20 protein-coding genes are annotated in these 26100 nt (G+C 52.9%); 2 read left to right on the plus strand and 18 right to left on the minus strand.

Features of this window, described 5'->3' with window-relative positions; translation table 11 throughout:
- Positions 1–5 precede the first annotated feature (5 nt).
- Entirely contained in the window at positions 6–2345 is a 2340-nt protein-coding gene (gene metE, locus CFK45_RS08445) for a 5-methyltetrahydropteroyltriglutamate--homocysteine S-methyltransferase (protein ID WP_096086010.1), read from the plus strand.
- A gap of 57 nt (positions 2346–2402) precedes the next feature.
- On the opposite strand, the gene smrA is transcribed toward metE, so the two are convergent.
- From smrA to rpsF, 15 genes are all read right to left on the minus strand, one after another.
- Positions 2403–3002, minus strand: coding sequence for a DNA endonuclease SmrA (smrA, locus tag CFK45_RS08450; RefSeq protein ID WP_096086011.1), 600 nt, complete (start codon positions 3000–3002; stop codon positions 2403–2405).
- 7 nt (positions 3003–3009) lie between these two features.
- Positions 3010–4371 (minus strand): nucleotide 5'-monophosphate nucleosidase PpnN, encoded by a 1362-nt coding sequence (ppnN, locus tag CFK45_RS08455; RefSeq protein ID WP_096086012.1) that lies wholly within the window; start codon positions 4369–4371, stop codon positions 3010–3012.
- Positions 4372–4495: 124 nt separating this feature from the next.
- Positions 4496–6433 carry an acetate--CoA ligase gene (acs, locus tag CFK45_RS08460; RefSeq protein WP_096086013.1) on the minus strand — a complete coding sequence of 646 codons (1938 nt, stop codon included), beginning with the start codon at positions 6431–6433 and terminating at the stop codon, positions 4496–4498.
- Positions 6434–6654: 221 nt separating this feature from the next.
- Positions 6655–7476, minus strand: coding sequence for a universal stress protein (locus CFK45_RS08465; protein WP_096086014.1), 822 nt, complete (start codon positions 7474–7476; stop codon positions 6655–6657).
- 103 nt (positions 7477–7579) lie between these two features.
- Entirely contained in the window at positions 7580–7960 is a 381-nt protein-coding gene (panD, locus tag CFK45_RS08470; protein ID WP_096086015.1) for an aspartate 1-decarboxylase, read from the minus strand.
- 4 nt (positions 7961–7964) lie between these two features.
- Complete coding sequence (gene panC, locus CFK45_RS08475) at positions 7965–8834, minus strand: pantoate--beta-alanine ligase (protein ID WP_096086016.1); 870 nt, start codon at positions 8832–8834, stop codon at positions 7965–7967.
- Positions 8835–8978: 144 nt separating this feature from the next.
- The gene (locus tag CFK45_RS08480) at positions 8979–9734 is read right to left on the minus strand and encodes a helix-turn-helix transcriptional regulator (RefSeq protein ID WP_096086017.1); all 756 of its coding nucleotides are present in this window, start codon (positions 9732–9734) and stop codon (positions 8979–8981) included.
- Positions 9709–10320, minus strand: coding sequence for a glutathione S-transferase family protein (locus tag CFK45_RS08485; protein ID WP_096086018.1), 612 nt, complete (start codon positions 10318–10320; stop codon positions 9709–9711). Before CFK45_RS08485 ends, CFK45_RS08480 begins: the two co-directional genes overlap by 26 nt.
- 263 nt (positions 10321–10583) lie before the next feature.
- The gene (locus CFK45_RS08490; protein WP_096086019.1) at positions 10584–11861 is read right to left on the minus strand and encodes a DUF1552 domain-containing protein; all 1278 of its coding nucleotides are present in this window, start codon (positions 11859–11861) and stop codon (positions 10584–10586) included.
- A 14-nt stretch (positions 11862–11875) separates the two neighbouring features.
- The gene (locus CFK45_RS18800; protein ID WP_096086020.1) at positions 11876–16816 is read right to left on the minus strand and encodes a cellulase family glycosylhydrolase; all 4941 of its coding nucleotides are present in this window, start codon (positions 16814–16816) and stop codon (positions 11876–11878) included.
- A gap of 393 nt (positions 16817–17209) precedes the next feature.
- Positions 17210–18601: a replicative DNA helicase gene (gene dnaB / locus CFK45_RS08500; RefSeq protein WP_096086163.1), complete on the minus strand. Its 1392-nt coding sequence runs from the start codon at positions 18599–18601 to the stop codon at positions 17210–17212.
- A gap of 212 nt (positions 18602–18813) precedes the next feature.
- A complete protein-coding gene (gene rplI, locus CFK45_RS08505) occupies positions 18814–19260 on the minus strand; it encodes a 50S ribosomal protein L9 (RefSeq protein ID WP_096086021.1) in 447 nt (148 codons plus the stop codon).
- 27 nt (positions 19261–19287) lie between these two features.
- The gene (locus tag CFK45_RS08510; RefSeq protein ID WP_143247529.1) at positions 19288–20130 is read right to left on the minus strand and encodes a hypothetical protein; all 843 of its coding nucleotides are present in this window, start codon (positions 20128–20130) and stop codon (positions 19288–19290) included.
- 54 nt (positions 20131–20184) lie between these two features.
- Positions 20185–20415, minus strand: a complete 231-nt coding sequence (gene rpsR / locus CFK45_RS08515; RefSeq protein ID WP_096086023.1) for a 30S ribosomal protein S18 — start codon at positions 20413–20415, stop codon at positions 20185–20187.
- 3 nt (positions 20416–20418) lie between these two features.
- Positions 20419–20847: a 30S ribosomal protein S6 gene (gene rpsF / locus CFK45_RS08520; protein ID WP_096086024.1), complete on the minus strand. Its 429-nt coding sequence runs from the start codon at positions 20845–20847 to the stop codon at positions 20419–20421.
- A 474-nt stretch (positions 20848–21321) separates the two neighbouring features.
- Between rpsF and CFK45_RS08525 the strand changes: the two genes are divergently transcribed.
- A complete protein-coding gene (locus CFK45_RS08525) occupies positions 21322–21678 on the plus strand; it encodes an MliC family protein (RefSeq protein ID WP_158224648.1) in 357 nt (118 codons plus the stop codon).
- Between the two features lie 64 nt (positions 21679–21742).
- Here CFK45_RS08525 and CFK45_RS08530 read toward each other — a convergent pair whose 3' ends face one another.
- Genes CFK45_RS08530 through rnr form a run of 3 tightly spaced genes read right to left on the minus strand, consistent with a single transcriptional unit; the run spans position 21743 to position 26078 of the window.
- The gene (locus CFK45_RS08530; RefSeq protein ID WP_096086026.1) at positions 21743–22729 is read right to left on the minus strand and encodes a 2-hydroxyacid dehydrogenase; all 987 of its coding nucleotides are present in this window, start codon (positions 22727–22729) and stop codon (positions 21743–21745) included.
- Between the two features lie 56 nt (positions 22730–22785).
- Positions 22786–23526, minus strand: coding sequence for a 23S rRNA (guanosine(2251)-2'-O)-methyltransferase RlmB (rlmB, locus tag CFK45_RS08535; RefSeq protein WP_096086027.1), 741 nt, complete (start codon positions 23524–23526; stop codon positions 22786–22788).
- Complete coding sequence (rnr, locus tag CFK45_RS08540) at positions 23523–26078, minus strand: ribonuclease R (protein ID WP_096086028.1); 2556 nt, start codon at positions 26076–26078, stop codon at positions 23523–23525. The genes rlmB and rnr overlap by 4 nt, the downstream gene beginning before the upstream one ends.
- Between the last annotated feature and the right edge of the window lie 22 nt (positions 26079–26100).

A 26100-nucleotide genomic window follows, 5' to 3' on the forward strand; every position in this document is an offset into this window, starting at 1 on the left:
TAATTATGGCACTGACCCACAACTTAGGTTTTCCTCGCATCGGCGCCAAGCGCGAACTGAAATTTGCCCAGGAAGCGTATTGGCGCGAAGAGATAAACGAAGCGCAGCTGCGCGAGCGCGCCAAAAATTTGAGACAGCAAAACTGGCAGGCTCAAGCGCAGCTGGACTTTATTCCGCTTGGCGACTTTTCCTATTACGATCAGGTACTGGATATGAGCGCACTGCTCGGCAACTTGCCGCAGCGCGCCTGCCGTTCAGCCAGCGCCTTGGACAACTATTTCCGCAGTGCCCGCGGACAAAGTGCGGGCGACAACAACAAGCTCAGCTGTGAAGCTGGCGCCTTAAAAAAATGGTTCGATACAAATTATCACTACATCGTGCCCGAGTTCAGCCAGCACAGCGAATTTGAACTACACAGCTCGGAATTGCTGTCACAACTGACTGAAGCTAAATCCCTGGGGCAAATAGCTAAATTCAAGCCGGTCATTATCGGCCCGCTAACGTATTTGTACCTAGGCCAAAGCAGCGACAACAGCGACAAACTCGCCCTGCTTGAGCGCCTGCTACCGGTTTATCAGCAATTGCTGCAACAGCTGTTTGACGCCGGTGTTCAGTGGCTGCAAATCGACGAGCCGATACTGTGCTTAGACTTAGACAAGCGCTGGCAGCAGGCCTTTGAACACAGCTATCAGCAACTTAAAGACAGCGCTATCAATATTCTTCTTGCCAGCTACTTTGGCGAACTTCAAGACAACCTCCAGTTAAGCCTTGATTTACCCGTTGCCGGCCTGCACCTCGATGCCGTACGCGCCGACAAAGAGCTCGATAAAGTTATCGATTGCCTGCCTGCGCACAAAGTGCTTTCGCTGGGCGTCATTGATGGGCGCAATATTTGGAAAAGCGATTTAAACAAACTACTTGATAAACTTGAGCCGATAGCGCTCAAACTTAAAGAGCGTCTATGGCTGGCGCCGTCGTGCTCGCTCTTGCATGTGCCTGTCGACCTTAACAGCGAAACCAACTTAGACGCCGAGATAAAAAACTGGCTGGCATTTGCCCAACAAAAACTTGAAGAGCTGCAGCTGTTGGCACAGGCGCTCAACTGCGGCCGCCAAAGTGTCGCAGAAGAACTTGAGCAAAACCGCCTCGCGCTCAGCCAGCGCCACAACAGCACCCGCGTTCACAACAAGCAAGTACAAGACCGGCTCGATGCACTTAAGCCAAGTATTGAGGCGCGCCAATCCGTATTTGCTGAGCGCAACAAAATCCAGCGGCAACAATTAAATTTACCGCCGCTGCCAACCACAACCATCGGCTCCTTCCCGCAGACAGCTGAAATCCGCCAAAAACGGCGCGCATTTAAAGCCGGCAAACTCAGTGCCAACGACTACGAAAGCTGGATAAAAAAAGAAATCGCCTTTGCGATAAAAACACAAGAACAGCTCGGCCTGGACGTATTAGTGCACGGCGAGGCCGAGCGCAACGACATGGTTGAATACTTTGGCGAACAACTTAACGGAATTGCATTTAGTGACTACGGCTGGGTGCAGAGCTATGGCTCGCGCTGTGTTAAACCGCCGATTATTTACGGCGATGTCAGCCGCCCCCAGGCGATGACAGTAAAGTGGGCACACTACGCGCAAAGCCTTAGCTGCAAGCCTGTAAAAGGCATGCTTACCGGGCCTGTGACCATTTTAAATTGGTCTTTTGTTCGCGACGACCAAGCTCGCGCAAGCACTTGTAAACAGCTAGCCCTTGCCATACGCGACGAAGTACTGGAGCTGGAACAAGCCGGTATTAAAATTATTCAGGTGGATGAAGCCGCGCTGCGCGAAGGCCTACCGCTGCGCAAAAGTCAGTGGCAAGACTACCTACACTGGGCAGTCGCAAGCTTTCGCATCTGTGCAAACGGCGTCAAAGATGAAACTCAAATACACACGCATATGTGTTATTCGAATTTTAATGACATTATCCAAAGCATTGCCGCAATGGATGCCGATGTCATCACCATCGAGACCTCGCGCTCAAAAATGCGCTTGCTCGCCGCGTTTGAAGACTTTAATTACCCAAATGAAATTGGCCCCGGAGTCTACGATATTCACTCACCCAATATACCGACAGAAAACCAGATCGTAGAGCTAATCAACAAAGCGGCAAGCAATATTGATATCGACAGGCTCTGGGTCAACCCGGACTGCGGCCTGAAAACCCGCCAGTGGCCAGAAGTCCTTGCCGCACTTAGCACGATGGTCAGCGCCGCGGCCAAACTTCGCCAGCAGTTATTGCCCAAGCAGCAAAAATCAAGCGGGCAAGAAACACAAGAGAAAGAGCAGGCGCTAGTCTAGCCTGAAAAAACCGAACTAATTGACAAGCAAAAAAAGGCGCGCCACAGACAGGGGCTGTTAGCCGCGCGGCGCGTTTTTGATTTTTTCCCGGTTCTGCTGTTTTTTCTTTTCGCTCTTTTTTAACAGCACGTAAGTTGCCCCGTAACTGCCGTGGTGTTTCTGTGCGGTATGAAAGGCGAGCACTTCGTCTATCTGCGGTAACCAGTGCGCCACGCAGCTTTTTAGCAGAGCCGGTTTTTCCCTAAGTTCACCCTTGCCATGGGTTACCAGTGCTGTGCGCACGTCGTTGTCGAGGCAATCTTGCACAAAGCGATACAGTCTGCGCCGCGCTTCTTCAACCGTCATACGGTGTAAATCCAGAGTCGCATCAATGTTGTATTTGCCCAAGCGCAAGTTTTTGTAGACCCCATGCTGCACGCCGGGGCGCTGAAAGGCGAGCAAGTCCAGCGGCTTGAGCATGGGGATTTCAGTGTCAGCCAAAGGGTCCGTCGCTTCACCGCTGTCGCCAAAACTTATTGCCCGCTGCTGCTTGTGTTGAATACTTTTTTGATCGTCTTTTTTGTGCCCAAGCTGGTGACGCTTATCACTATTTAAAGGCTCGATTTCTTTGGCGTCATCGCCGAGCAAGGACAAAAAATCGTTGTCTGTATCACTCATATACGCTCTAGACCAACTTGTAACACGGTACGTAGTCGCTGGTTGGGATTTTCATACGTTTTTGTTTAACAAAACTTTCAAGCAGCGCCGACAGTGGTTTCATAATCTCATCGTCACCACTTAATTCATAGGGGCCTTTTTCAGCGATGGCTTGAATGCCGTGCTCTTTAACATTGCCATCGACGATGCCGCTAAAGGCCTTGCGTAAATTCACCGCCAATTCATAGGCGCTTTGATCTTTGTGTAAATTCAACGCGGCCATATTGTCATGGGTTGGAACAAACGGCTGCTGTACATCTTCAGCGGTATCGAGCACCCAGTTAAAATAATAAGCATCGTGGGTCGAGCGCCGGAAGTTTTTCACCGAGTGCAGCTGCTCTTTCATATGGCGTGCAACGGCGACCGGATCGTCAATAATAATTTTGTAGCGCTTCTGGGCATCGGGCCCCAGTGTCGAAGCGATAAACTGATCAATCTGTTTAAAGTACTCTTCAGATTCGGCAGGCCCGGTAAAGACCAGCGGGAAAGGCACAGCATTATTTTTGGGGTTAAGCAGTAACGATAAAATATAGAGAATTTCTTCGGCCGTACCAACGCCGCCGGGAAATACAACAATGCCGTGCCCGACACGCACAAACGCTTCAAGGCGCTTTTCGATGTCCGGCATAATAATAAGTTTGTTGACGATGGGGTTCGGCGACTCGGCGGCGATAATGCCAGGTTCAGTAATACCAATATAGCGCCCGTCCCAGCGCTGCTTCGCGTGGGCAATGGTTGCGCCTTTCATCGGCCCTTTCATCGCCCCCGGGCCGCAACCGGTACAGATATCCATTGATCTCAGGCCGAGTTCGTAACCAACTTCTTTGCTGTAATCGTATTCGACCGGGCCTATGCTGTGGCCGCCCCAGCACACAACAACATTAGGGCTTTTATCGGTTGCCAGTAAACCTGCGTTGCGCAGAATATGAAACACCCCATTGGTAATACCTGCGGAGCTTGAAAAATCAAAATCGCGATTTTCTTTGAGCTCGTTGTTAATATAAACAATATCGCGCAGCACGCTGTACAGGTGCTCTTGAATACCGGCAATCATATCGCCATCTACAAATGCGCAGGCCGGCGCATTTTCGACATCGAGCTTGACGCCGCGCTCTTGGGCCACAACACGGATAGCAAAATCCTTGTGCGCATCCAAAACCTCTTTGGTGCTATCGGTCTGTGAACCGGTATTTAGCACCGCAAGCGCGCAGCGGCGAAAAATATCGTAGAGCTCACTGCTATTGGCTTCGGCAAGGCGGGCAACTTCAATTTGAGATAATACTTCGAGGGCTTTTTGCGGTATGACTCGGGCGCTGATACGGTCTGACAAAGCGCTCTCCTTTTATTTGAGTACTTAATCAGAGTTTACGTCAAAGTTCGCAGCCGAGGTAGTTTGATTGATGAGCCGCACAACAACAGGGCCCAGCCCGCCTGGATAACAAGCGGGCTCAAGCTTACTGATTTAAACGCGCTTCGATTAAGCGCTGCACCACCGAAGGGTCGGCCAGGGTTGAGGTATCGCCGAGGTTGTCGAGTTCATTGGCGGCAATTTTGCGCAAGATCCGGCGCATAATCTTGCCCGATCGTGTTTTAGGCAGGCCCGGGGCAATTTGAATCAGGTCGGGTTTGGCGATTGGGCCAATCTCTTTCACACACAGGGCAATCAGCTCCCAAGTGAGTTTGTCGTCGACTTCGGCGCCGTCCATCAGCATCACATAGGCGTAAATGCCCTGGCCTTTGATATCGTGGGGATAACCGACAACGGCAGCCTCAGCTACTTTTGTATGCTCGACCAGGGCACTTTCCACCTCGGCCGTGCCCATGCGGTGGCCGCTGACATTGAGCACATCGTCGACCCGACCGGTAATCCAGTAATAGCCATCGGCGTCGCGTCGGGCGCCGTCACCGGTAAAATAATAACCTGGGTAAGTACTGAAATAGGTATCAATCAAGCGCTGGTGATCGCCGTAGACCGTGCGAATCTGACTCGGCCAGGAGCGTTTAATCGCCAGTGCACCTTCGCCTTCGCCGTCGACCTCCTGCCCGTTCTCATCGAGCAGCACCGGCTCAATACCAAAAAATGGCAGCGTCGCCGAGCCGGGTTTTAAGTCGGTAGCCCCCGGCAGCGGGCTGAGCATATGGGCGCCGGTTTCTGTTTGCCACCAGGTATCAACAATAGGGCAGCGCCCGTCACCGACAATACTGTGGTACCAATGCCAGGCCTCGGGATTGATGGGCTCACCCACTGTGCCCAATATCCGTAAGCTAGAACGCGAGTGAGCCTTTACAAACTGATCGCCCTGGCCCATTAGGGCACGAATAGCCGTCGGTGCTGTATAAAAAATCGAGACCTTGTGTTTGTCGCAGACCGCCCAGCAGCGGCCGGCGTCGGGATAGGTCGGCACCCCCTCAAACATCAGCGTTGTGGCGCCGTTGGCCAGCGGCCCGTAAACAATGTAGCTGTGGCCGGTAACCCAACCAACGTCAGCCGTACACCAGTAAATTTCACCGTCGCGATAGTCAAATACATATTTGTGAGTCATCGCCGCCTGTAGCAGATAACCAGCACTTGTGTGTAAAACGCCTTTGGGTTTGCCGGTTGAGCCGGAGGTGTAGAGGATAAAAAGAGGATCTTCAGCCTGCATTGGCTCGGGGGCACAGTCGCCGCTGACTTGCGTTTTAATTTCGTGCCACCAGCAATCGCGTTTTTTGTGCCAGACTATGCTGCCGCCCGTGCGCCGGACAACCAGTACGCTGTGCACATTCGGGCACTGATCAACCGCCGCATCAACGTTGCTTTTAAGCGCGATGCGTTTACCTCCGCGCACGCCTTCATCGGCGGTAATAACAAGCTGGCAGTCGGAATCGAGAATACGGTCTTTTAAAGCCTCGGGAGAAAAGCCGCCAAACACCACACTGTGCACGGCGCCAATGCGCGCGCAGGCGAGCATTGCATAAGCCGCCTCAACAATCATCGGCATGTAGATACACACGCGATCGCCCTTTTTTACACCGCGTTTTTTTAACGCGTTGGCCATCAGGCAAACCTGCTTGTGAAGCTCGGCGTAACTCACGTGCAGCTCGTCGCTCGGCTCGTCGCCCTCCCAGATTAGCGCTACCTGCTGCGCGCGCTCGGGCAGGTGCCGATCTATGCAATTGTAACTGACATTGAGCTTGGCGCCGCTAAACCAGGCCGCCTCACCGAGCTCGAAGTTAAACTCGCTGACCTGCTGCCAGGGCCGCTCCCAGCTTAAAAAGCGCTCGGCCTGTTCGGCCCAGAATTGATCGGGCTTTTCTATGCTCTGTCGATAGAGCCTGTCATAGGTGGTTTTGTCGATCAGCGCGTTTTTGCTAACAGTGTGATCGACAGGGTACAGCTCGGTATGGCTCATCTCTTAGCCTCCGGTTTTATTGTTATAAATAAGGGGCCCGGTTACAGACTTACACGCATAAATAGTTATACGAATAATAAGTTACGAATAAATCCGCTTTGCCCCAGAAGGAGCGGAGCTAGCCTCTTGCCGGCCCCGGATACAAAAACGCCCCGAGCATAAGCCCAAGGCGCTGGCAGTTCAACTTGTCGTGACGACAGTAAAAAAGAGACGCGGCAAGCTTAGTGGTTAACCACCATAATATCTTGCTTCAATGCGGCGATCACACGCGCAGCGGTATTGCCGCGGCGGCGACTGCCGGTCAGACCGTTTTGACCGAGAGAGCCCATCACTACAAGATCGGCATTAATGCGGTCGGCAACGGCACTGACACTTTCATCGGTATAACCGGCCTCGACGTGAATGCGGTCTGAGCTCAAGCCAGTTTCATTGGCGAGGCGGCCGCGATCCGGGTAGTTCATCGAATCGAGGTAAGCGTTAACGACGTGGAATTCGGCCTTGTACATCTCGGCCACTTCTTTGCCCCAGTGCAAAATACTTTTGTTCAGCGCGCGCTGCTCGTCGGAAAGTGCCTGGAAATTAACGGCGGCGAGCACCACCTTGCGGTCTTCTTTGGCGCCGGGCTGAATCAAAACCACCGGGCATTCAGCGGTTTTTAACAGATCCCACTGACTCTCGCTGAAACTAAAGCGACTGGTGCTCTCGCTGCGCTCGTGCACAGGCAGATAAATGCGATCGGTGCCAAAAGCTTTGGATGCCTGCACGATGCTCTTTTGCCATTCGCCAGACCAGCTGATTTCAAGGCTGTACTCAATGCCGGCTTTCTCCAGAGGGCCGCGAATTTCCTCGCCAAACCAGCTCTCATGGCGAAAGAGGTTGTCGTTTACTGCGCGGGTATCGGTCGATTCACTGTCGACGGCGATAAACACCTTTACCACTGGCATTTCGGGGCGCAGCACAGCGGTGCGTATCACGCGGTCGAGGGCCGGATGTTGGTTGCTAGACGGGTCGACGACCACAAAGATGCGTTCTGCTTTGGCCATAAGAGCTTCCTTCACTTCAACGTTTCGCGGGGCCTTGCCCGCATTTATTAGGATTTAACCACAAAGCGCCTGCCGGGCATATTGCATAGCCGCGTTTGGAGCATCAAGCGCGCTGCACGGCTATGGTGTTAGCTGAGCGCTCAACCTTGTTGTCATCGCCGAGATACACCAACTTGGGTTTGAACTCGTCGGCCTCAGCTTCGCTCATATCGGCATAGGCGGCGATAATAACGCGGTCACCAACCTGTACTTTGCGCGCGGCGGCCCCGTTCATAGAGATGGTACCGGAACCGGCCTCAGCGAGAATGACATAGGTCGTAAAACGCTCGCCGTTGTCGACATTGTAGATATCAATGCGCTCAAATTCGCGCAGACCAGCAAGTTTGACCAGGTTTTCGTCGATTGCACAGGAACCGTCGTACCAGAGCTCGGCCTGAGTAACCCGGGCCATATGCAGTTTGCCTTTCAGCAGAGTGATATTCATACACTTACAACTCTTGTTCAGTCAGCGCTCGAGAGAAAGCGATATTATCTATCAAACGAGCCGCTGAGGTATACATCGCACCCAATACGCAGAGCTCGGCGTCATCTTCGGCCGCAGGCTCCAGGCTGTGTGCTTCACACAACTTCAAATAATCAACACGAAAGCCCTGCGCCTCAATGCGCGCTTTCGCTTCTTGCTCCAGCTCTCTAAAAGCCAGGTTGCCGCCATCGACTTCGGCTTTTAACCACTTGAGGCTCTGATAAAGCACAGTGGCGCGCGGCCTTTCATCTTCGCTGATATAGCGGTTGCGCGAGCTGCGCGCCAGGCCGTCGTCCTCGCGGGCAATCGGCGCCGCCTGAATCTCAACCGGCATGCACAGGTCTTCGGCCATACGCCGCACAACCGCCAGCTGCTGAAAATCCTTTAAACCAAAAACCGCGACATCGGGCTGAACAATGTTAAACAGCTTGCTAACCACCGTGGTCACGCCTTCAAAGTGATCGGGGCGCGAAGCGCCGCACAAGACATCCGTCATCGTCGGTACAACGACCCGGGTCTGCTCATCCATGCCATTGGGGTAGATTTCCTGCTCTTCGGGATAGAACAGCATGTCGCAGTTCACCGCTTCGAGCTTGGCAATGTCCTGTTCGAGGGTGCGCGGGTATTTGTCCCAGTCTTCGTTTAAGCCAAATTGCAGGCGGTTGACAAAGATACTGACAATAACCACATCCGCCGCCTGCTGAGCCTGGCGCACCAGAGCCAAATGCCCCTCGTGCAAATTGCCCATCGTCGGCACAAAAGCAATGCGCTTGGATTCACTGCGAGCCTGCTGCAGGGCCTTGCGCACCGATTCGATATGGTGAAATACATGCATGGCGTTAGCACCGTCGGAAAGATGGCGCGGAGTTTAGCGCCGATAGCCTGGCGACTCAACAAAGGCGAGCAAAACTTAGACGATTATCAAGAAAGCCGGCTCGCCTGAGAGCAAAACAAAATCGAGCGCTGTAACACAGCCGGGCTAGGCCATCTCAACAAGCTTATCGCGCGAAGTTGTTGCTGTGCGCTCGGGAGTTTTTTCGCTTGACGGGCACTCGCACTCTGCTTGCTGTTTGCGCCAGCGCTTTTTTAATTCTTCTGACGACGGTTCAAAGTATTGATCGAGGTAACTGATTTCGGCGATGCGATCGCTGCGAAAATGGCGAAAGTTTTGCCGGTATTCACACCAGGCGCAAATTAGCCGGGAGACATCAAAATAGGCGAGCATAAACGGCCAGATAATGCGCTCGCTGGACTCACCCTGGGCATTGCAGTAGCGAATTTTTATTTTTTGCGCACGGCGTATGGCTTCGCGCAGGCGGCTCATATCCAGGCTGTCGTTAAATACCTGGCGATAGCTCGGTGCCAAGCTAGCTTCGTTTAAAATAACACTCTGCAGGTGCTCTGGCACCACGTCGCGAATTTTATTAAGCAGGCTTTTGCTGGCCTTATTTAAGCTCTCGTCGCCGCGCTGGCTAACCCAATTAATGCCGAGCAAAACCGCGTCGAGCTCATCGGGCGTCAGCATTAACGGCGGCAAGTCGTGGCCTTTTTTTAACACATAACCAATGCCCGCTTCACCGACAACCGGCAGGTGCTGATTTTGCAGCTCGGCGATATCGCGGTAGATGGTGCGCACCGACACTTCAAACTGCTGCGCCAGTTCCTGCGCCAACACCGGCTGGCGCGCCGAGCGCAAAACTTGAATAATGCTAAACAAGCGATGCGTAGGATGCATGCTCTTCCTCGTACATACTGGTCAAGGTTTTGTAAAAGCCCGGTAGCGCCAACATGCGCTGGTACCACAATTTAAGCGGCGCAAGCTCGAGTTCGACACCGACATACTCCAGCTGAGCAATATTACTGGCAACGGATAAGTCGGCGATACTGAGCTCGGCGCCACACATATAGTTTTTGTCCCACAGGTGTTCGGCCAACAGGTCCAGTAAATCTTCAAGTCGCTGCTGAGACTGCGGCGCCGGGCCTATATCAAACGATGGCAGCAGTGGACTTAACTGACACTGATTCCAATCGAGCCACTGATCCACCAGCGCCCGTTTACTGGCGTCCTCAGGGTACCACTGGCTCAGCTCGTGATAGTTGCACAGATAGCGCAAAATGGCATTGGACTCAAACAGTGAAAAGTTGTCATCTAAAAACACAGGCACCTGAGCGTTGGGGTTCAGTGCAACAAACTCCGGGCGCTGCAACTGATTGGCAAAACGCGTAACCAAATTGGCGCGATAGGGCAGCTGCGCCTGTTCAAGCAGGGCAATAACCCTGCGCGAATGCGGGCATACGGGCGATGAGTAAAGTATATACATCTGGCTAAGATCCCTCAGCTGTCAGAACAAACAATAGGCATAGCCTAACAGCAGGCTACTGACACCCTCTGTCAGTAGAGTTAACGAAAGTAACTACAAATTGATTGCACTGACTTAACGGCGCCGGCAAATACAGCAACAAAATAGCAATATAAAAGCGTCGCTGGCCCAAATAAAAGCAGCGTTGAGTCTTAAAGCAGGGAGAAAAGCGCGGGGAAAATCAAAAAAGTGCGACCAAGCTGAACCTGGTCGCACAAGGAGCATTAGGCAATAACGCCGGTAACGGCGCCCTGACCGTATTGGGGAACCTGAGCACTGATGCCCAAAGCTTCGCTCATGGTGTCGATTACATTCATATGGCGACCGGTTTCAACCACTTGACCACCGCGAATAGCGGAGCCACCACCGGCCAACATAACGGGGGCGTCGGTACTGGTGTGAGCATCGCCGTTACCCATGTCCGTACTCTGGAACACCAAGGTTGAATCGAGCAGGCTATTGCCCATATCGTCCGAGGCTTTTTCAAGCTCGGAAATCAGGTAGGCGACTATGCTCGACAGGTGCGCGCGTGTCTCGGCAAAAGCACCGGCCTGGCCTCCGTGAATACTCTGGTGATAATCAGCGGTGTAATTTAGCTCTGGAATCGCGTGTGTGCCCTGGTGGTTGCCGAGCATCAGCGATACAACATTGGTTAAATTACACTTCAACGCCAAAATCGCGTTGTCTATCTGCAGCTTGGCCTCGGTGGTAAAACGTGTTGTGTTATTGGCGTCGTAAACAAAACCGCCGAGGTTCCAGTCTGGGTTGACACAGGCTGGGTTTAATTCACCTTCGGCCTGCTGATCCAAACGCGCTTTAATTTTTTCCACACTGGCAAGGTGTTCGTTTAAGCGCTCACTTTCGGCTGAGCCGAGTACATTTTTAAGTGCCTCAAGCTCGGCCTTGTGCACATCCATCATGCTTTGAGAGCGCTGGATGCCAACAGAGCTAACATTGGTGGCAGAACCAAACAAACGATCAAACGCGGCCTTGGGGTTGTCCTGGTAGACAATTTCCTGACCGCCTTTTTTAGTTGCCGAACCGTGACCAGAACTTTGGGCCCCCAACAACAGCGACGGGAACGGCGAGCTCTGACCGAGCAAGCGCTCGAGCTCAACATCAAAGGTATTGCTAAAACCGGAGCCGCCAAAAGCCTTGGCCGTATTGCCGTGGCCGCCGACACCGTCGCCACCTGAGTTGGTGATGGCCGTGCCCTTAAAAAAGATGCAGTGCTGTTTAACGCTTTCCAGCGGCGCTGTAACCGTGTTCATCGTCATGCCGTCGGACGGCAACCACTGGCTTTGACCACCGGAAAACGGCGTGCCACCGGGAATATAGACATTGATAACACGCTTTAAGCTGCCGCTGGCCGCCTGGGCGCTGCGACCTAACATCATACCGGTCGCAAACGTTGAAGCCTGCAGGAAAGGCAGGCTTAAGCCGGCCTTGGCAGCGGTTTTCAAGAAACGACGACGTTCCAACATTTGATTTTGTTTACTCATGGCAATCGCTCCTTTTAACGCTGTTTGCGGTAGCGAACGATGTCGCGTACACCCAAGGCAGTAAACGCGGCCTTGGCATTGTTGTTCGCACCTTGCATTTCAGCGCTCATCGCTTCGAGGCTGCAGCTGTAGGCGGCTTTTTCTTCACTGCCGAGTACCGGCGCGTCAATGGCGATGTGGTCAAAGTACTCGTGCCCTATGCCCATGACAAAACGGAAGCCCTTCTGAGTAAAACAATCGGTCGAGCCGGGCAGCGAAGCTACCAGGGCCGAGAACTGCTTGGCACCACTAAAGCTTTCAACATTGCCGTCAGTCAAACTGGAGGTTCCGACCAGCTCGCCCATCGCGTCGATCACCAAACCGTTGGCATCGTCCGTGCGTTTGCGGCCAACCGCATCGAAGTCTTCCATACCAAAACCGTGCGGGTTGATAATGGCTTCGTGACACGCGCTGCAGGGCTCATCCTTGGTTAAGAAGTGGTAGCGCTGGCGGTTGGTAATGGTTCCACCCTGCTCCTGAATATATTGCTCCAGAGCTTCGGCTGCGCCTTCGCGCTGCAGCGGGATGTCGGTCGGCATAGGCGGAACTTTCTGACACAGCAAGTTCTCGCGTACGCGTACGGCACGCTTGATCGGTGAGGCTTCTTTATCGCCGGCAAAACCTGCCATAAACGCACCGGAGGTGATAATGCCGCCGCGCTCACTTAAGTTGTCGACTTTGACAAAAGCATCACCACTGGGGCCACTGATGCCGTAAAAATCTGCCAGCGCCTTGTTCATAAAGCTAAAGTCGCCGTAGAGGTTGCTAACCGGCTGCGAGCCATCAAACATCACGTGCCTAAAGATTTCGCGCACTTCCGTCGACATCGCTTGGCGCACTTCGCTGCTGAAGTCATCAAATAGCATTGCATCTTTGGCGGCAGACAGAACCAGATCGGCGTGCAACCACTGGGCGGCAAACTCACCAAAGTGCTCGCGGCTCTTGTCGCTGGCCAGCAGCCTGAGTATCTGGGCACGCAACTGCGCTTCGCTCTGCAGCTCATTGGCCGCGGCCGCGGCGAGCAGTTCGTCATCCGGCGTTGTACCGGTGTAGGTAAAGGCCAGGAAGCTCGCCAGTTCATACTGGCTTAACACATAGGCGTCGTCATCGAGGCGCGCATCCGGCATCGGCTGCTCAACTTCTTCGGCGTTGGCAAAACTTACGCTCCACAAGCTCAGCTCGCGAGCCGTATCGTGGGCGGCGCCATTGCCTTCATTCGACAACTGCACGTATTTATTGCTGCCCGTCACTTCTTTCACAAAAAAGCTATAGCTCTTATCGGTATCGGAAGCGACCTGTTTGATTTCAACATCTTTGCCGTCAACGGTAAGTTTTAAGCTCGGCCAGGCACCGCTGGCTTCAACACCTTTGGCTTTGACGGTAATTAAATCGGCACCTGTGAAGTTGTAGTTAACCGTGCTGCCAAAGTTGCCGTAAAGCGGCACCACTTTGTACTCATCGGCACTGGTATCGAGACTTGCGCCCTGTAATACCAGAGATGTTTGACCCGGACGGTAAACAGGGTCTCCGTTGGCAATCTGGTCGCGAAGTTCACTGACTTTCTGCCCCATCTCAGAGCGATAGAGGAAGTGCGGCGAGCTCAAGGCTGTGCGCAGAGCCAACTTCATGCCCTCTTCGGCCTTGCCTTCACTAAGACGGTTGTCAAACAAAGCGCGGTAGCGCTCGGCTTCTGAAGCCGTCAGAGGCCGGCGATAGACCTTCGGAGCAAAGTCCTGAACAAAAGCATCGGCGCATTCATCGGTTGTTGAACAGCTAACAATGCCGGCGAAGTCACGGCTTGCAGCAAACTCTGCCGCCTTCTCGGCAACGCTTACATAGGAGTCCATATGCGCTTGAGTCACGGGTGTTAACACCTGGTTAGAAAAACTTTCAACCAGGGTATTACCCGGCACACCAGCTGCCGCTAAATCGAGCTCATAACCGAGCAAATCGCGCAGGCTATTGCTGAATTCGCTCTGGGTTAACAGGCGCATCTGGCGGCGACCGTAGTGCAGGGTATTGTCGACATCACAGGCCACAGGACCGGTGTCGGGCTGCCAACTGCGAATATAGGCCGCAACATCCGCCGCACACTGCGCATCACAAACGCCGGGTCGAGGCATCTCTGCGGTGATATAGGCTTCAAGCCCCACGCTCATGCCGCCGGTGTTATAAGCGGTTTTCAGCGGGTCGATATCTGGCGTATTAGGCAGAACACTCTTGCCGTCAGCACCGTGGCAATTTGCACAGCTGTGAGTGGTAGTGTAAAGCTCGGCTCCGCGCGCAACGTCACCAGTACCCGGGTTCGGCGGCGTAGACGGCATTGGGCTCGGTGCACCAGATGGCGCTGGGCTGGGCGCAACAGACGGCTGCGGGCTAGGTACGGTGCTAGGCGCAGGGCTAGGCATAGGATCGATATTGCCATCCCACATTTGCACGGCATCGGTTACCAATTTGCCCGATTCGGTGAAATCGTTGTCTGTCCACGGGCCGGTGGCCGAGGAGCCAGGTTTCAAGATCGCCGAGCCTTCATCTTTATCGTTAAAGGCCCAGTTCAAGTGGCTGATATTGTTTTGCTCAAGGAAGTCGAGCCAAGCCTGGGTTTCTGCGGCATCAACACCGCCATTGCCATCGGCACTGACACTGCCCCACTCGGTAACAAAAATAGGCAGGTTGGCATCGAGCGCCGCCTGAGCTTTGTTGCGAAGCGGCTGCTGGTGAGCGGCCGTCGCTGCGTAAAAGTGCAGGGTGTAGGCAATATTGGCGTAACCTGTAATCGGATCTTGCGCGGCAATATCAACATCCTGAGACCAGGTTGGCGTGCCGACAATAATCAGGTTGTCCGGGTCGATGGCGCGAATCGCTTCGATCACATCCACAGCGTAGGGTTTGATCACTTGAGACCAACTGATCTGCAGCGGCTCGTTGTAGATCTCGTAAATCACATTGGGTTTATCACCGTAGAGGCGCGCCATTTCTTCAAAGAAAGCAATAGCGTCACTTTTACGCTCTTCCGCATGGTGAGTGTGCCAGTCGATAATCACATACATATCGTTGGCAATAGCAGCATCGACCACTGTTTTCAGGCGATCTTTATTGCTGGCGTCGGTCAGGTAACCACCGTTTTCCTCTACACCCATTGCCGCTCGCACAATGGTTGCACCGAGGTTTTCTTTCATTTCGCGCACTACATCGGCGTTGTAGAACTTATCGCCACCCCAACCGGTGTTGCTCCAAAACAGACTGTAACCGGCAAGGCTTCGAGGCTCGCCACCGACTAGTACATCTTTACCGGAAACCGTAATTGGGGCCAGGCCGGTTTGCGGCGGCATCATGCTCGGCTCGCTTGACGGCACCGGGCTGGGCTCCGGCGCAGCAACCCACGAGCGGATAAATGTCGCCAGGTCTGCGGCGCACTGGGCATCGCAGGCACCGCCGGAAGGCGGCATAAACTTCTCAAGATAGGCTTCCAGACTGTAAGCCTGGGCCGGTTCAGTTGAGTGGAAAAACTCACTTCGATTAGCGTCAATAGCTTTGAAGGTCGTTGACTGACCGTCATTGCCGTGACAGCCGGCACAGGACATTTCAACACTTCTTAGATACAGCTCTTCTCCGCGCGAAAGATCGCCAACAATAGGCGGCTCGGATGAAGGCTGTGGGCTCGGCTGCACACTTGGCATAACCGAGGGCTGAGCACTCGGAACAACTGACGGCTGCGGCGATGGGCGCACACTCGGTGCTGTACTTGGCTCTGGCGAAGGCTGAGGCTCGGCACTTGGCGCGGTTGATGGCTGCGGCGCTGCCGAAGGCAGTGAGGACGGCGCGGCACTCGGTACAGTGCTTGGCTGAGGCTGCGGGCCTGGCTGCCAGGTTTTAATATAGGCAGCGATATCGAGCCCACACTGAGCATCACAGCGCCCCGTGTTATCGGGCATCTCTGCTGAAATAAAGCTGGCGAGATCGACAATAACATCACTGCTTAACAACTTGTACTGCGTTTTTGCAGGGTCAATATCCCAGGCTTGGTTTATCGGTGAATCACCACTGGCACCGTGACAGCCAAGACAGTTTAACTCTCCGCCATATAGGAGCTGGCCGCGGGCACTATCGCCCACTGGCTCACCTGGATTATCACTTGGCTGAGGCTGTGGATCACCACTTGGCTGGGGCTCCGGACTAACACCGGGCGATGCCACAGGCGTTGGGCTTGTACCGGGAACGGGGTCAGAGCTCGGCTGAGGACCGGCCGTCGGTACAGTGCTTGGCACTGCACTTGGCTCTGGATTCGGCTCATCAGGTAATACCCCAATCCAGCTGCGAATATACGCTTCGAGATCTTCTGCGCACTGAGTATCACACTTGCCTGAACGATCAGGCATAAAGCGTTGGAGATAGTCTTTTAATTTATACGGTGTAGTAGGTTCAGAGCTGTGGAAGAAATCCTTGGCCTCTGCATTAATTGGCTTGAAAACCGTTGACTGCCCGTCACGACCGTGACAGTTCATACAGTTTAAAACTTGGTCATTCTCATACAGCTGACGACCGCGCTCAATATCGCCCGTGATCACACCAAAACCGTGACCATTGACAAACAGGGTCTTGCTCCCCTCTTTTTGGCCATCACTGACCACAAGTTTGATTTCGTACTTCGTGTCTTCGTCGTAGCTCAGCTGGGCGTATTGAGTTTTGCTCTCAAGCTCAACATCGTTTACGTACCAGGTATAACTAAGTTCGTTTAAATCCAAATCGTAGGATTCAGACGCGTCCAGAATAAGCTGGCCCCCGTTTACACTGTAAAAAAACTCAGCCGTCGGTGGGTTATTTGTGCTGCTATCAACATCAACACCACCGCCACAAGCAAATAGCAAAACGGATGCACCAAGCAATAACAACTTGCGCATGGAAGTAAAAAACATGGGTCTTTTATCTCTGTTTGTCTCGAAAGAAGGGCAAAACGACGACAGAAAATGGTCGTATTGCGCATACATAATACCGAGCGGGCATGCTAAGACTTGACGATGAAGTTCACAGTTTACGAACACCGCCGTTAATCAAGAGATAAGCGGCAAAAACAACCAACAAAAGACTGAAGCAGGAACAAGAAAACTCAGACTTTAATCGCAAAAAAGAAAGAGGAAAGACAGTCCAAAAGCAAGGAGCCGCTATGAAGGCTGAAGCGACAGCTAAGCTATATTCGTTAAGTTTTTACAACAAATAAAGAGGGGAATATGTCACAGGCTTGTTTCTCCCAGGCTATCAAACAAACACCGAAATCGGCTAAAAGTGACATCAAAAAAAGCTCAAGACGATCAAGGCTCTGCGCCCTGATACTCCATGCTTAAATTTTCAAAACGCGTATATTTTCCAACCCAGGCGGCCTTGACGGTGCCGGTTTCACCGTTACGCTGTTTGCCAATAATAATTTCGGCAACACCTTTATCCGGGCTGTCTTCGTTGTAGTATTCATCGCGGTAGATAAACATAATTACGTCGGCGTCCTGCTCGATCGCACCCGATTCACGCAGGTCAGAGCTCATTGGCCGTTTATTTGGCCGCTGCTCTACGCCGCGATTTAGCTGAGACAAACAAATAACCGGGCATTTAAAGTCACGAGCCAACGCTTTCATCGCCCGCGATATTTCTGAGATTTCCTGGGTGCGGCCTTCAGTAAAACCACTGATGCTCATCAACTGTAAGTAGTCGACCATAATCATTGCCGGGTTGCCGTGTTCACGGGCGACGCGGCGCGTGCGCGCCTTCATTTCACTCGGGCTAAGCCCCGGCGTGTCATCGATAAATAGTTTTTTATCTTTGAGTTTGCGCACCGCCAAATCGAGTTTGGGCCAGTCGTCTTCATTTAGCCGCCCCGAGCGCATCCCCCCCTGATCAATGCGGCCAATCGCACTCATCATACGCATCACCAGCGAGTCGGCCGGCATCTCGAGACTAAATACCAGCACGGGCTTTTCCTGGGTCATCAGCGCCGATTCAACAAAGTTAAGCGCCAGCGCAGTTTTACCCATCGACGGACGCGCAGCGAGAATAATTAAATCGCCCGGCTGCCAACCGGAGGTTTTTTCGTTGAGGTCATTGAGCCCGGTTGCCAAACCGGTAATGTCGGCGCGGTTTTTATAGCGCTCGTCAATTTTTTCGAGCGACTCTTTTAGCAGCTCGTTTACGTAGGCAAAACCGCCCTCTTTGGGCCGGCCTTCGCTGACTTCAAGAAAACGCCGCTCGGCCAAAGAAAGCAAATCTTCCGAGCTCAAACCGCCCGGGTTAAACGAGGCGCGGCTAATTTCCGTCGCGGTTGAGATAATCTGCCTGAAGGTGGCGTTCTCACGCACGATACTGGCATAGGCAACAACGTTTTCACTGGCCGGCACATTGGTGGCCAGGTCACTTAAATACGGCAGGCCGCCAACCAGCTCAAGTTCGTCGCGCTGACTTAGGGCTTCGGAAATGGTGATGACATCGAGCGGCTGCTCGGCTTCAACCAGCGCCTTCATGCACTGAAACACTAAGCGGTGGTTTTGTTTAAAGAAGTCGTCTTCGTTGACAACTTCAAGCACTGAATCGAAATGGCTGGCATCGCGCATCAAACCACCGAGCACACTTTGCTCAGCCTCGAGCGAGAACGGCAGTTTACTGTCGCGCTCTTGCGGCGCTTCCGCTTCGGGTAAATCGAGAGGCTCTTCGGACATCATTTTCCAGGGCTATTCAGCTCAGCAAGTGTTCAGCTGTTACTTTTATTGTCAGTACACGGTGTTTTTATCGGCCGTTTCAGCTCAAGCCAGGCAGTTATTGAACAGCCTGAGCACAGCACAAACAAATAGGGCGCCGCCATCAGCTGTTGAGCCAACGGCGGCGCCCTATTCTAGCGATTAAGTTGTTCGGGCGCCAAGGCGCTCAACACTTACTCAGCTTCGACGATCAGCTTAACTTGCTGGGTAACTTCTACGTGCAGCTGTACGTCGATGTCGTACTCGCCAACTTCACGCAAAGTACCCTGAGGCAGCTTCACTTCAGACTTGGCAACTTCAACACCAGCAGCGGTAATCGCTTCGGCGATATCGCGCGCACCGATGGAACCAAACAGCTTGCCTTCGTCACCAGCGTTGGCAGCGATAACAACTTGCAGCTCTTCGAGCTGAGTCGCGCGCGCCTGCGCGGCAATTTTTTTGTCGTTGGCGGCAGCTTCAAGCTCGGTACGACGGGCTTCAAACTCTTCCAGGTTTGCAGCAGTCGCCGGTACAGCTTTGCCCTGAGGGATCAGGAAGTTGCGGCCAAAACCAGCTTTTACGCTTACTTTGTCGCCAACTGTACCCAGCTTGCCAACTTTATCTAACAGAATAACGTCCATAAGAGTTTCCTCTATAAGGTCCAAAGCTCACGAGCTTTGGCTTGTATTAAATTTCTTTCTTAAATCGAGCACTGCATCAAGCAGTGCCAGCAGCATCACTAACAGAGCGCTGACCGGAATAATCAATAAAGCCAAGTAAATGCCGACTAAGGCACCCACCGGCCAAGCTTTTTGCGCGACGAGCCAATGCAGCAAACCCAGCCCTGCAAAGATCAGCGGCAAGGTACAAAGGCCACTCCAGAACTGATACTGACTACCAGCACCGGTTGCGGCAATTGCCAGCACCGAAAACAGCAGCGCCACCTGGGGCGTTAACCTTAAGCTGTGAAACTCCTGCTGAAAACCACCCGGGTTGTACAACAGAGCCTGCCACCAGCGCGCCAACAGCAAACCAATAACGGTGCTAACGGCAATCCAGTAGGCGATAAGCCCACTGCTGCTGACGGTATTCCAGCCATCGGCCAGAGCCTTCAGCTCTGGAGCTAGTTGCGTTTCACCACCTTGCAGCAGCGACGCAAAAAAGCTTTTAACATCCTCAGCCAAACCCGGCTGACTCACGGCTATCAACACCGCGGCGGCAGAGCTAACCAGTGCAACAGCACTGAGTGTCAGCGGCCAACTGATGCTTTGGCGCAGTACCACACAGCAAATAAAGCCGACAAAAAATACGGCGATACTTGCCAGTGCCATCGGCACCGGTACCTGGCCAAGCCAGAGCCCGGCAAACGCCGGCAAACTAGCCCAAAGGCTAATGATTAATCCTTCTTGCCACCCTCTTCTGAGAGTGACCAGCCCCAACACCGCCTGAGAGACAAAAGGTATCCAGCTCCCGATTAAGGCGACGATGATGGCCTGAACGCGGCCCCGCATTACAAAATTTGCCAAGGCCTTGAACATAGGTCTTATGCTCTCGCTCTGCGTCTATTAACGATCGTGACTGTCGGTATAAGGCAGCAGAGCTACGTAACGAGCGCGCTTGATCGCCGTGGCGAGCTGGCGCTGATACTTTGCTTTGGTACCAGTGATACGACTGGGAACGATTTTGCCTGTCTCAGAAATATAAGCTTTCAGAGTATCGAGGTCTTTGTAGTCGATCTGCTTAACACCTTCAGCGGAGAAACGGCAGAACTTACGACGACGGAAAAAACGGGCCATGTCTTATTCTCCTTCAGTGCTTTGAGTTGATTCTTCGGCTTTGCCGGCGTCGGCAGCTTTATCAGCTTCCTGGGCACGCTGCTCAGCGCGAACTTTACGCTCACGGCTTTCTTTTTCCGCCTTCATGATTGGAGACTCTTCAGAGATCTCTTCATCAGTGCGGATAACCAAGTGGCGAAGAACAGCATCGTTGTAACGGAAGTTGGTAGTCAGTTCTTCCAGAGCTTCGTTAGTTGTTTCACAGTTGATCAGCACGTAGTGTGCTTTGTGAATCTTGTTGATGCTGTAGGCAAGGTGACGACGGCCCCAGTCTTCGAGGCGAGTGATCTTGCCACCATCTTTAGTGATGGTTTCGGAGTAGCGCTCGACCATGCCGGGCACTTGCTCACTCTGGTCTGGGTGGACCAGGAACAGGATTTCATAATGACGCATAAACTCTCCTTTCGGATAACAAGCTCCCCGTGCGTAGCGGTGGAGCAAGGAGTGAATGAATAGCCCCCAGAAAAAGGGGCGGCGTATTCTAGGGCGTAAGCGCTTAAAATACAAGCAAGATAACAGGGTCGCTGCCGGTTCAAGGTGAGAGATAGATGCCGGCGGTACTCAAGTGACTGCTAAGCTGGCAGCGCTTTGCCCTAAGCTCGCAGCCAGGCGGCTTATTTCACCTGCTCCAGCGACTTTAGATCCCGCAGAAAATCAGGCGCCTATAGGAACATAAAGGCTGGCGCGAGACGTTAATATGCTCAACATCACATCAAGCCGCTTTAGCGCCCGCCAACACGCTCTCGCTCACAGAGTCTTTGCGAGAAACAGGGAAAGGGTTAAAAAATATATACAGGGAGAACATTGAAAATGAGAATTAACATACACCGTCACCAGCACGCTGCTTTCACATTGACCGCGTTCAGAATGTCACTTCGCGCAAGCTTGTTGGCCTTACTTACTTGTTTACTTACTTGCTTACTTAGCGCCTGTGCAAATAATACGAGCGACACAGCTTCCCATGCGACTGAGCAGCCAAATACAGCAGTCATAAAACGCGAGTTTGTCTGCAGCGAGCAACAACAGCTTAAGATTAATTTTTTCCCGGAAACAAACAGCGCCGACCTGTTTTTTGACGGCAAAAAGACAAGCCTGCAGCAGCAATTAAGCGGCTCTGGTTTTGCGTACGCCGGTGGCGCTTACAGTGTGCGCGGCAAGGGCCAGCAGTTCACACTAAGCGTTAACGATGGCCGCCAACTAATGTGCAAGCAAGTTAACCCGTAAGCTATCGAGCTGGAAATTGCGCCCACCCTCAGTGTTTAAAAGCTAAGGGTGGGCACTCAGCGTACTAAACGCTAACGGTATTTTTTTCTTCGAGGCGCTGCTCGGCAAACGCCTCGACATTGGCGATGGTCGTATCGGCAATGGTTTTTAAAGCTTCGCGGCTAAAAAACGCCTGGTGCCCGGTAATAACCACATTTGGAAAGGTCAACAGGCGCGCAAGTACATCGTCGGTTAAGATGCGGTTGCTATTATCTTCAAAAAACAAACCCGCCTCATCTTCGTAAACATCGAGACCGAGCCAACCGACCTTGCCGGTTTTAAGCGCATCGATCACGGCCGGGGTATCGACCAGAGCGCCGCGGCTGGTATTGATTATCATCACTCCGTCTTTCATTTTATTAATGCTGTCGGCATTAACAATATGGCGGGTTGCCGGCAGCAGCGGGCAGTGCAAACTGACGATATCACTTTCGTTCAGCAGCTTATCCAGCTCTACATAATCGCCAATTTTGGCAAAGCGCTCGTTTTGCCCCGGATCGTAACCGAGGATGCGACAGCCAAAGCCACTCATTAAATTAGCAAAGGTAGAACCGATAATACCGGTACCAATAACACCAACTGTTTTACCGTGAATTTCAAAGCCCTGCAGCCCCTGCAGGCTGTAGTCGTTTTCGCGGATACGATTAAACGCGCGGTGAATATTGCGATTTAAATCCATAATCAGCGCCACAGCGTGCTCTGCCACGGTGTGCGGGCTGTATTCGGGTACACGACAAACCGTTATACCTCGCGCTTTTGCCGCCTCCAGATCAACGTTATTGTATCCGGCGCAGCGCATGGCAATTAGCTTGACGCCGAGCTCGGCCAGGGCCTCGACAACGGCGGTGCCGACATCGTCGTTGACAAAACAACAGACCGCATCAAAACCGCGTGCCATGGCGACACTGTGCTCGTCGAGCGCCGGCCTAAAAAACACAAATTCGTGCTCGCCTCGATAAGCTCCGAGGCTTTCTTTATCGTAATCCTTGCTATTAAATACTGCTACACGCATGACTCATCCCTCGTTTATGTGTGATAAAACAACAGAGCCAACAGCAAACCAAAAACTTAAGCGAGCTGTCTCTGCCTGACTAATTCAAACAATATAACTCCGGTAGCGACACTGACATTTAAGCTGGAAACCTCTCCTGCCATTGGAATTTTGACCAGGCTATCGCAGCATTCGCGCGTCAGGCGCCGCATGCCTTTACCCTCTGCACCCATAACAATAACGCGCGAACCACCGAGATCGGCCTGATAAATATTCTCACTGGCTTCACCGGCCGTACCCGTCACCCAGCAGCCGAGTTCCTGCAGTTTTTTTAAGCAGCGGGCTAAATTTGTGACGGCAATTAGCGGCACTGTATCGGCTGCGCCACTTGCAACTTTGCGAGCCACATCGGTAAGGCTCGCACTATTATCTTTCGGAACGATGACGGCGTGCACACCAGCGGCATCGGCTGTGCGTAAACAGGCGCCGAGATTGTGAGGGTCGGTAACCCCATCGAGCACCAACAGAGTCGCCGGCCCATCAAGCTTTTCAAGCAACTGGTAAAGATCCTTCTCCGCGTAGCTGCGACCGGCTTTAAGCTCGGCAAAGACCCCCTGGTGGCGGCCGTCACAGAGCTTATCCAGCTCATCGCGCTCAAGCCAGAGCGGTTTGATAGCGCGCTGCTCACAAGTGGCAAGCAATTTTTGCATACGTTGATCTTGCCGCCCTTTGGCGACATAAAGTTTAACAATGCGCTCTGGTGATGTTTTTAATAACACCTGCAGCGCATGAAAACCAAAAGCTGTTTCACTACTCATTTTTTACTTGGCTTTTTCTTTTTACTGCCCGCCTTTTTGGCAAGCTTTTTCACATGTTTATTTTTACTGGATGGCGCTGCTTTTTTATTTTTTCCAGCGCTTTTACTTTTTTTCTCACGCTTATTGAGCAGCTGCTCGTCACCGGTTTCCTTTGGCGCTTGCCGTTCGTTTGCTGGCCGTTTTCGCGGTACTCGCCGGCCGGTTTTTTTTGCCTGCGCAGCTTGTTCGCCCGCAGACTGTTCATTTGCGGTGTTTTTTGCTGCGCGCTTGCCGGCACTTCTGGCTGCGGCTTTAGCTTTTTTGTTTTTTACACGCTTGCGCTGTTCAACCAGCTCAAAGTCAATTTTTCTATCATCCAGGCTAACCCGCGAGACCTGCACAATCAGTTCATCACCGAGGCGAAAACTTCGGCCGCTGCGCTCGCCGCTCAAGCTGTGGTGAACCGCACTGAAATGATAATAATCCTGCGGCAGGGAGGTGATATGAATAAGACCTTCAACGTAGAGTTGTTTTAACTCAACAAATAAACCAAAACCGGTAACCGAGCTGATCACACCCTCATAGTGCTCGCCGACATGATCTTGCAAATATTCACACTTGAGCCAACTGACCACGTCTCGGGTGGCGTCGTCGGCGCGGCGCTCACACGTCGAGCACTGCTCACCCAAGGCATCCATCGCCGCATCGTCATAGGGGTAAATTTTTGATTTTGCCAAGGCCTTGGCTGATTCCACCCGGCGCACATAGCGGCTGTCTTTGTCTGAGCGAATAACCGAGCGAATAGCGCGGTGCACCAGTAAATCCGGGTAGCGACGTATCGGCGAGGTAAAATGCGCATACGCTTTATAAGCCAAACCAAAGTGGCCGAGATTATCCGGCTGGTAAACCGCCTGGTTCATCGAGCGCAGCATCACCGTCTGTATTAAATGCTGGTCGGGGCGCCCTTCAGCCTGCTGCATCACAGCTTGGTAATCGGCTGGTTGCACCACACGGCGGGCGGGCATATGTAGACCCAGCTCGGCTAAATAGTTGTGCAACAGCTCGAGTTTTTCAGCCTTGGGCGGCTCGTGTACACGATACAGCGCCGGCAACTCATGTATTTCCAAAAAACGCGCGGCACAGACGTTTGCCGCTAACATGCACTCTTCAATTAATTTGTGGGCATCGTTGCGGTGCACCGGCACTATCTGCTTTATTTTCCGCGCTTCATCAAACTCAATTCGGGTTTCAACCGTCTCAAACTCAATCGCCCCTCTGAGCGAGCGCGCCTCACTTAAACACAAATATAAATCGTGCAGACAATCCAAGCCCGGTAGTAGCGCCTCGAGTTTTTTTCGCGCCGGGCCTTGCCCCGCATTGCGCTCGGCGAGCACCTTGCCCACTTCGGTATAGGTCAGCCGAGCCTGGCTGTGCATCAGCGCTTCATAAAATTTAAAACCGCTGATGCGACCGGCAGCGCTGATGGTCATTTCACACACCATGCACAAACGATCAACGTGCGGGTTGAGTGAACACAAACCATTGCTGAGTAGCTCGGGCAACATCGGTACCACATGCTGGGGGAAATACACCGAAGTTGCGCGTTTTTGCGCTTCGTCGTCAAGCGCAGAAGCCGGCGCCACATAGTGGCTGACATCGGCAATCGCGACATAGAGACGCCAGCCGCCCGAGCGTTTTGTTTCACAATAAACAGCGTCATCAAAGTCACGGGCGTCTTCACCGTCGATGGTGACAAACGGCAGGTGGCGCAAATCCACGCGGTGTTGTTTGTCTCGCTCTTCGACTTCTGCGCTGATTTGTTCACACTGCTCGTTTACTGCCGCAGGCCACTGGTAGGGAATGCCGTGAGAGCGAATGGCAACATCGATTTCCATACCCGGCGCCAGGTGATCGCCGAGAATTTCTTTTATTTTACCCACGGCTCGCTGATGGCGCCCGGGCTGCTGCACCAGCTCGGCCACCACAATTTGACCGGGTTTTGCCCCGGCATCATCTTCGAGCATGATGTCCTGGCTGATTTTTGGATTGTCCGGCACCAAAAATACATAACCGCCGTCGTGAATTAGTTGGCCAACAAGCTCAGTGGTATTGCGTTTAAGCACCTCGACGATATGTGCCTCAACCTGGCCGCGAAAATTTGTGTGGCCTTTGCGCACCAGCACCTCATCCCCATCAAATACTTTGCGCATTTGCCGGTTGGTCAGGTAAAGATCACTGCCGCCATCGAAGGGGCGAACAAAACCGTAGCCGTCGCGGTGGGCGAGTATGCGACCTTTGACTAGATCCATTTTATCGATACGACCAAAGGCACCTTTGCGGTTACTGATAAGCTGCCCGTCGCGCACCATGGCGATAAGCCTGCGGCGCAGCGCTTCAATCTGATCTTCGCCGTGCAGCTCCAGCTCTTTACACAGAGCTTTGTGGCTGAGCGGCCCCTCAGACGCTTCGAGTATTTCGAGGATAAATTCACGACTGGGAATAGGCTTGTCGTATTTTTGCGCTTCGCGTTCGGCAAAACGATCGGATTTTTTCATTGGGCCACCTGAGCTCATGTACAGCCTTATTGTACGGCAA

Source organism: Agaribacterium haliotis (assembly GCF_002312815.1).
In the GTDB taxonomy this organism is placed as follows: domain Bacteria; phylum Pseudomonadota; class Gammaproteobacteria; order Pseudomonadales; family Cellvibrionaceae; genus Agaribacterium; species Agaribacterium haliotis.

Excerpts from the sequence above, each read along its gene's own strand:
- metE (WP_096086010.1), top strand. The coding sequence starts at position 6 with ATGGCACTGACCCACAACTTAGGTTTTCCTCGCATCGGCGCCAAGCGC.
- smrA (WP_096086011.1), bottom strand. The coding sequence starts at position 3,002 with ATGAGTGATACAGACAACGATTTTTTGTCCTTGCTCGGCGATGACGCC.
- acs (WP_096086013.1), bottom strand. The coding sequence starts at position 6,433 with ATGAGCCATACCGAGCTGTACCCTGTCGATCACACTGTTAGCAAAAAC.
- CFK45_RS08465 (WP_096086014.1), bottom strand. The coding sequence starts at position 7,476 with ATGGCCAAAGCAGAACGCATCTTTGTGGTCGTCGACCCGTCTAGCAAC.
- panD (WP_096086015.1), bottom strand. The coding sequence starts at position 7,960 with ATGAATATCACTCTGCTGAAAGGCAAACTGCATATGGCCCGGGTTACT.
- panC (WP_096086016.1), bottom strand. The coding sequence starts at position 8,834 with ATGCATGTATTTCACCATATCGAATCGGTGCGCAAGGCCCTGCAGCAG.
- CFK45_RS08480 (WP_096086017.1), bottom strand. The coding sequence starts at position 9,734 with ATGCATCCTACGCATCGCTTGTTTAGCATTATTCAAGTTTTGCGCTCG.
- CFK45_RS08485 (WP_096086018.1), bottom strand. The coding sequence starts at position 10,320 with ATGTATATACTTTACTCATCGCCCGTATGCCCGCATTCGCGCAGGGTT.
- CFK45_RS08490 (WP_096086019.1), bottom strand. The coding sequence starts at position 11,861 with ATGAGTAAACAAAATCAAATGTTGGAACGTCGTCGTTTCTTGAAAACC.
- CFK45_RS18800 (WP_096086020.1), bottom strand. The coding sequence starts at position 16,816 with ATGTTTTTTACTTCCATGCGCAAGTTGTTATTGCTTGGTGCATCCGTT.
- dnaB (WP_096086163.1), bottom strand. The coding sequence starts at position 18,601 with ATGTCCGAAGAGCCTCTCGATTTACCCGAAGCGGAAGCGCCGCAAGAG.
- rplI (WP_096086021.1), bottom strand. The coding sequence starts at position 19,260 with ATGGACGTTATTCTGTTAGATAAAGTTGGCAAGCTGGGTACAGTTGGC.
- CFK45_RS08510 (WP_143247529.1), bottom strand. The coding sequence starts at position 20,130 with ATGCGGGGCCGCGTTCAGGCCATCATCGTCGCCTTAATCGGGAGCTGG.
- rpsR (WP_096086023.1), bottom strand. The coding sequence starts at position 20,415 with ATGGCCCGTTTTTTCCGTCGTCGTAAGTTCTGCCGTTTCTCCGCTGAA.
- rpsF (WP_096086024.1), bottom strand. The coding sequence starts at position 20,847 with ATGCGTCATTATGAAATCCTGTTCCTGGTCCACCCAGACCAGAGTGAG.
- CFK45_RS08525 (WP_158224648.1), top strand. The coding sequence starts at position 21,322 with ATGTCACTTCGCGCAAGCTTGTTGGCCTTACTTACTTGTTTACTTACT.
- CFK45_RS08530 (WP_096086026.1), bottom strand. The coding sequence starts at position 22,729 with ATGCGTGTAGCAGTATTTAATAGCAAGGATTACGATAAAGAAAGCCTC.
- rlmB (WP_096086027.1), bottom strand. The coding sequence starts at position 23,526 with ATGAGTAGTGAAACAGCTTTTGGTTTTCATGCGCTGCAGGTGTTATTA.
- rnr (WP_096086028.1), bottom strand. The coding sequence starts at position 26,078 with ATGAGCTCAGGTGGCCCAATGAAAAAATCCGATCGTTTTGCCGAACGC.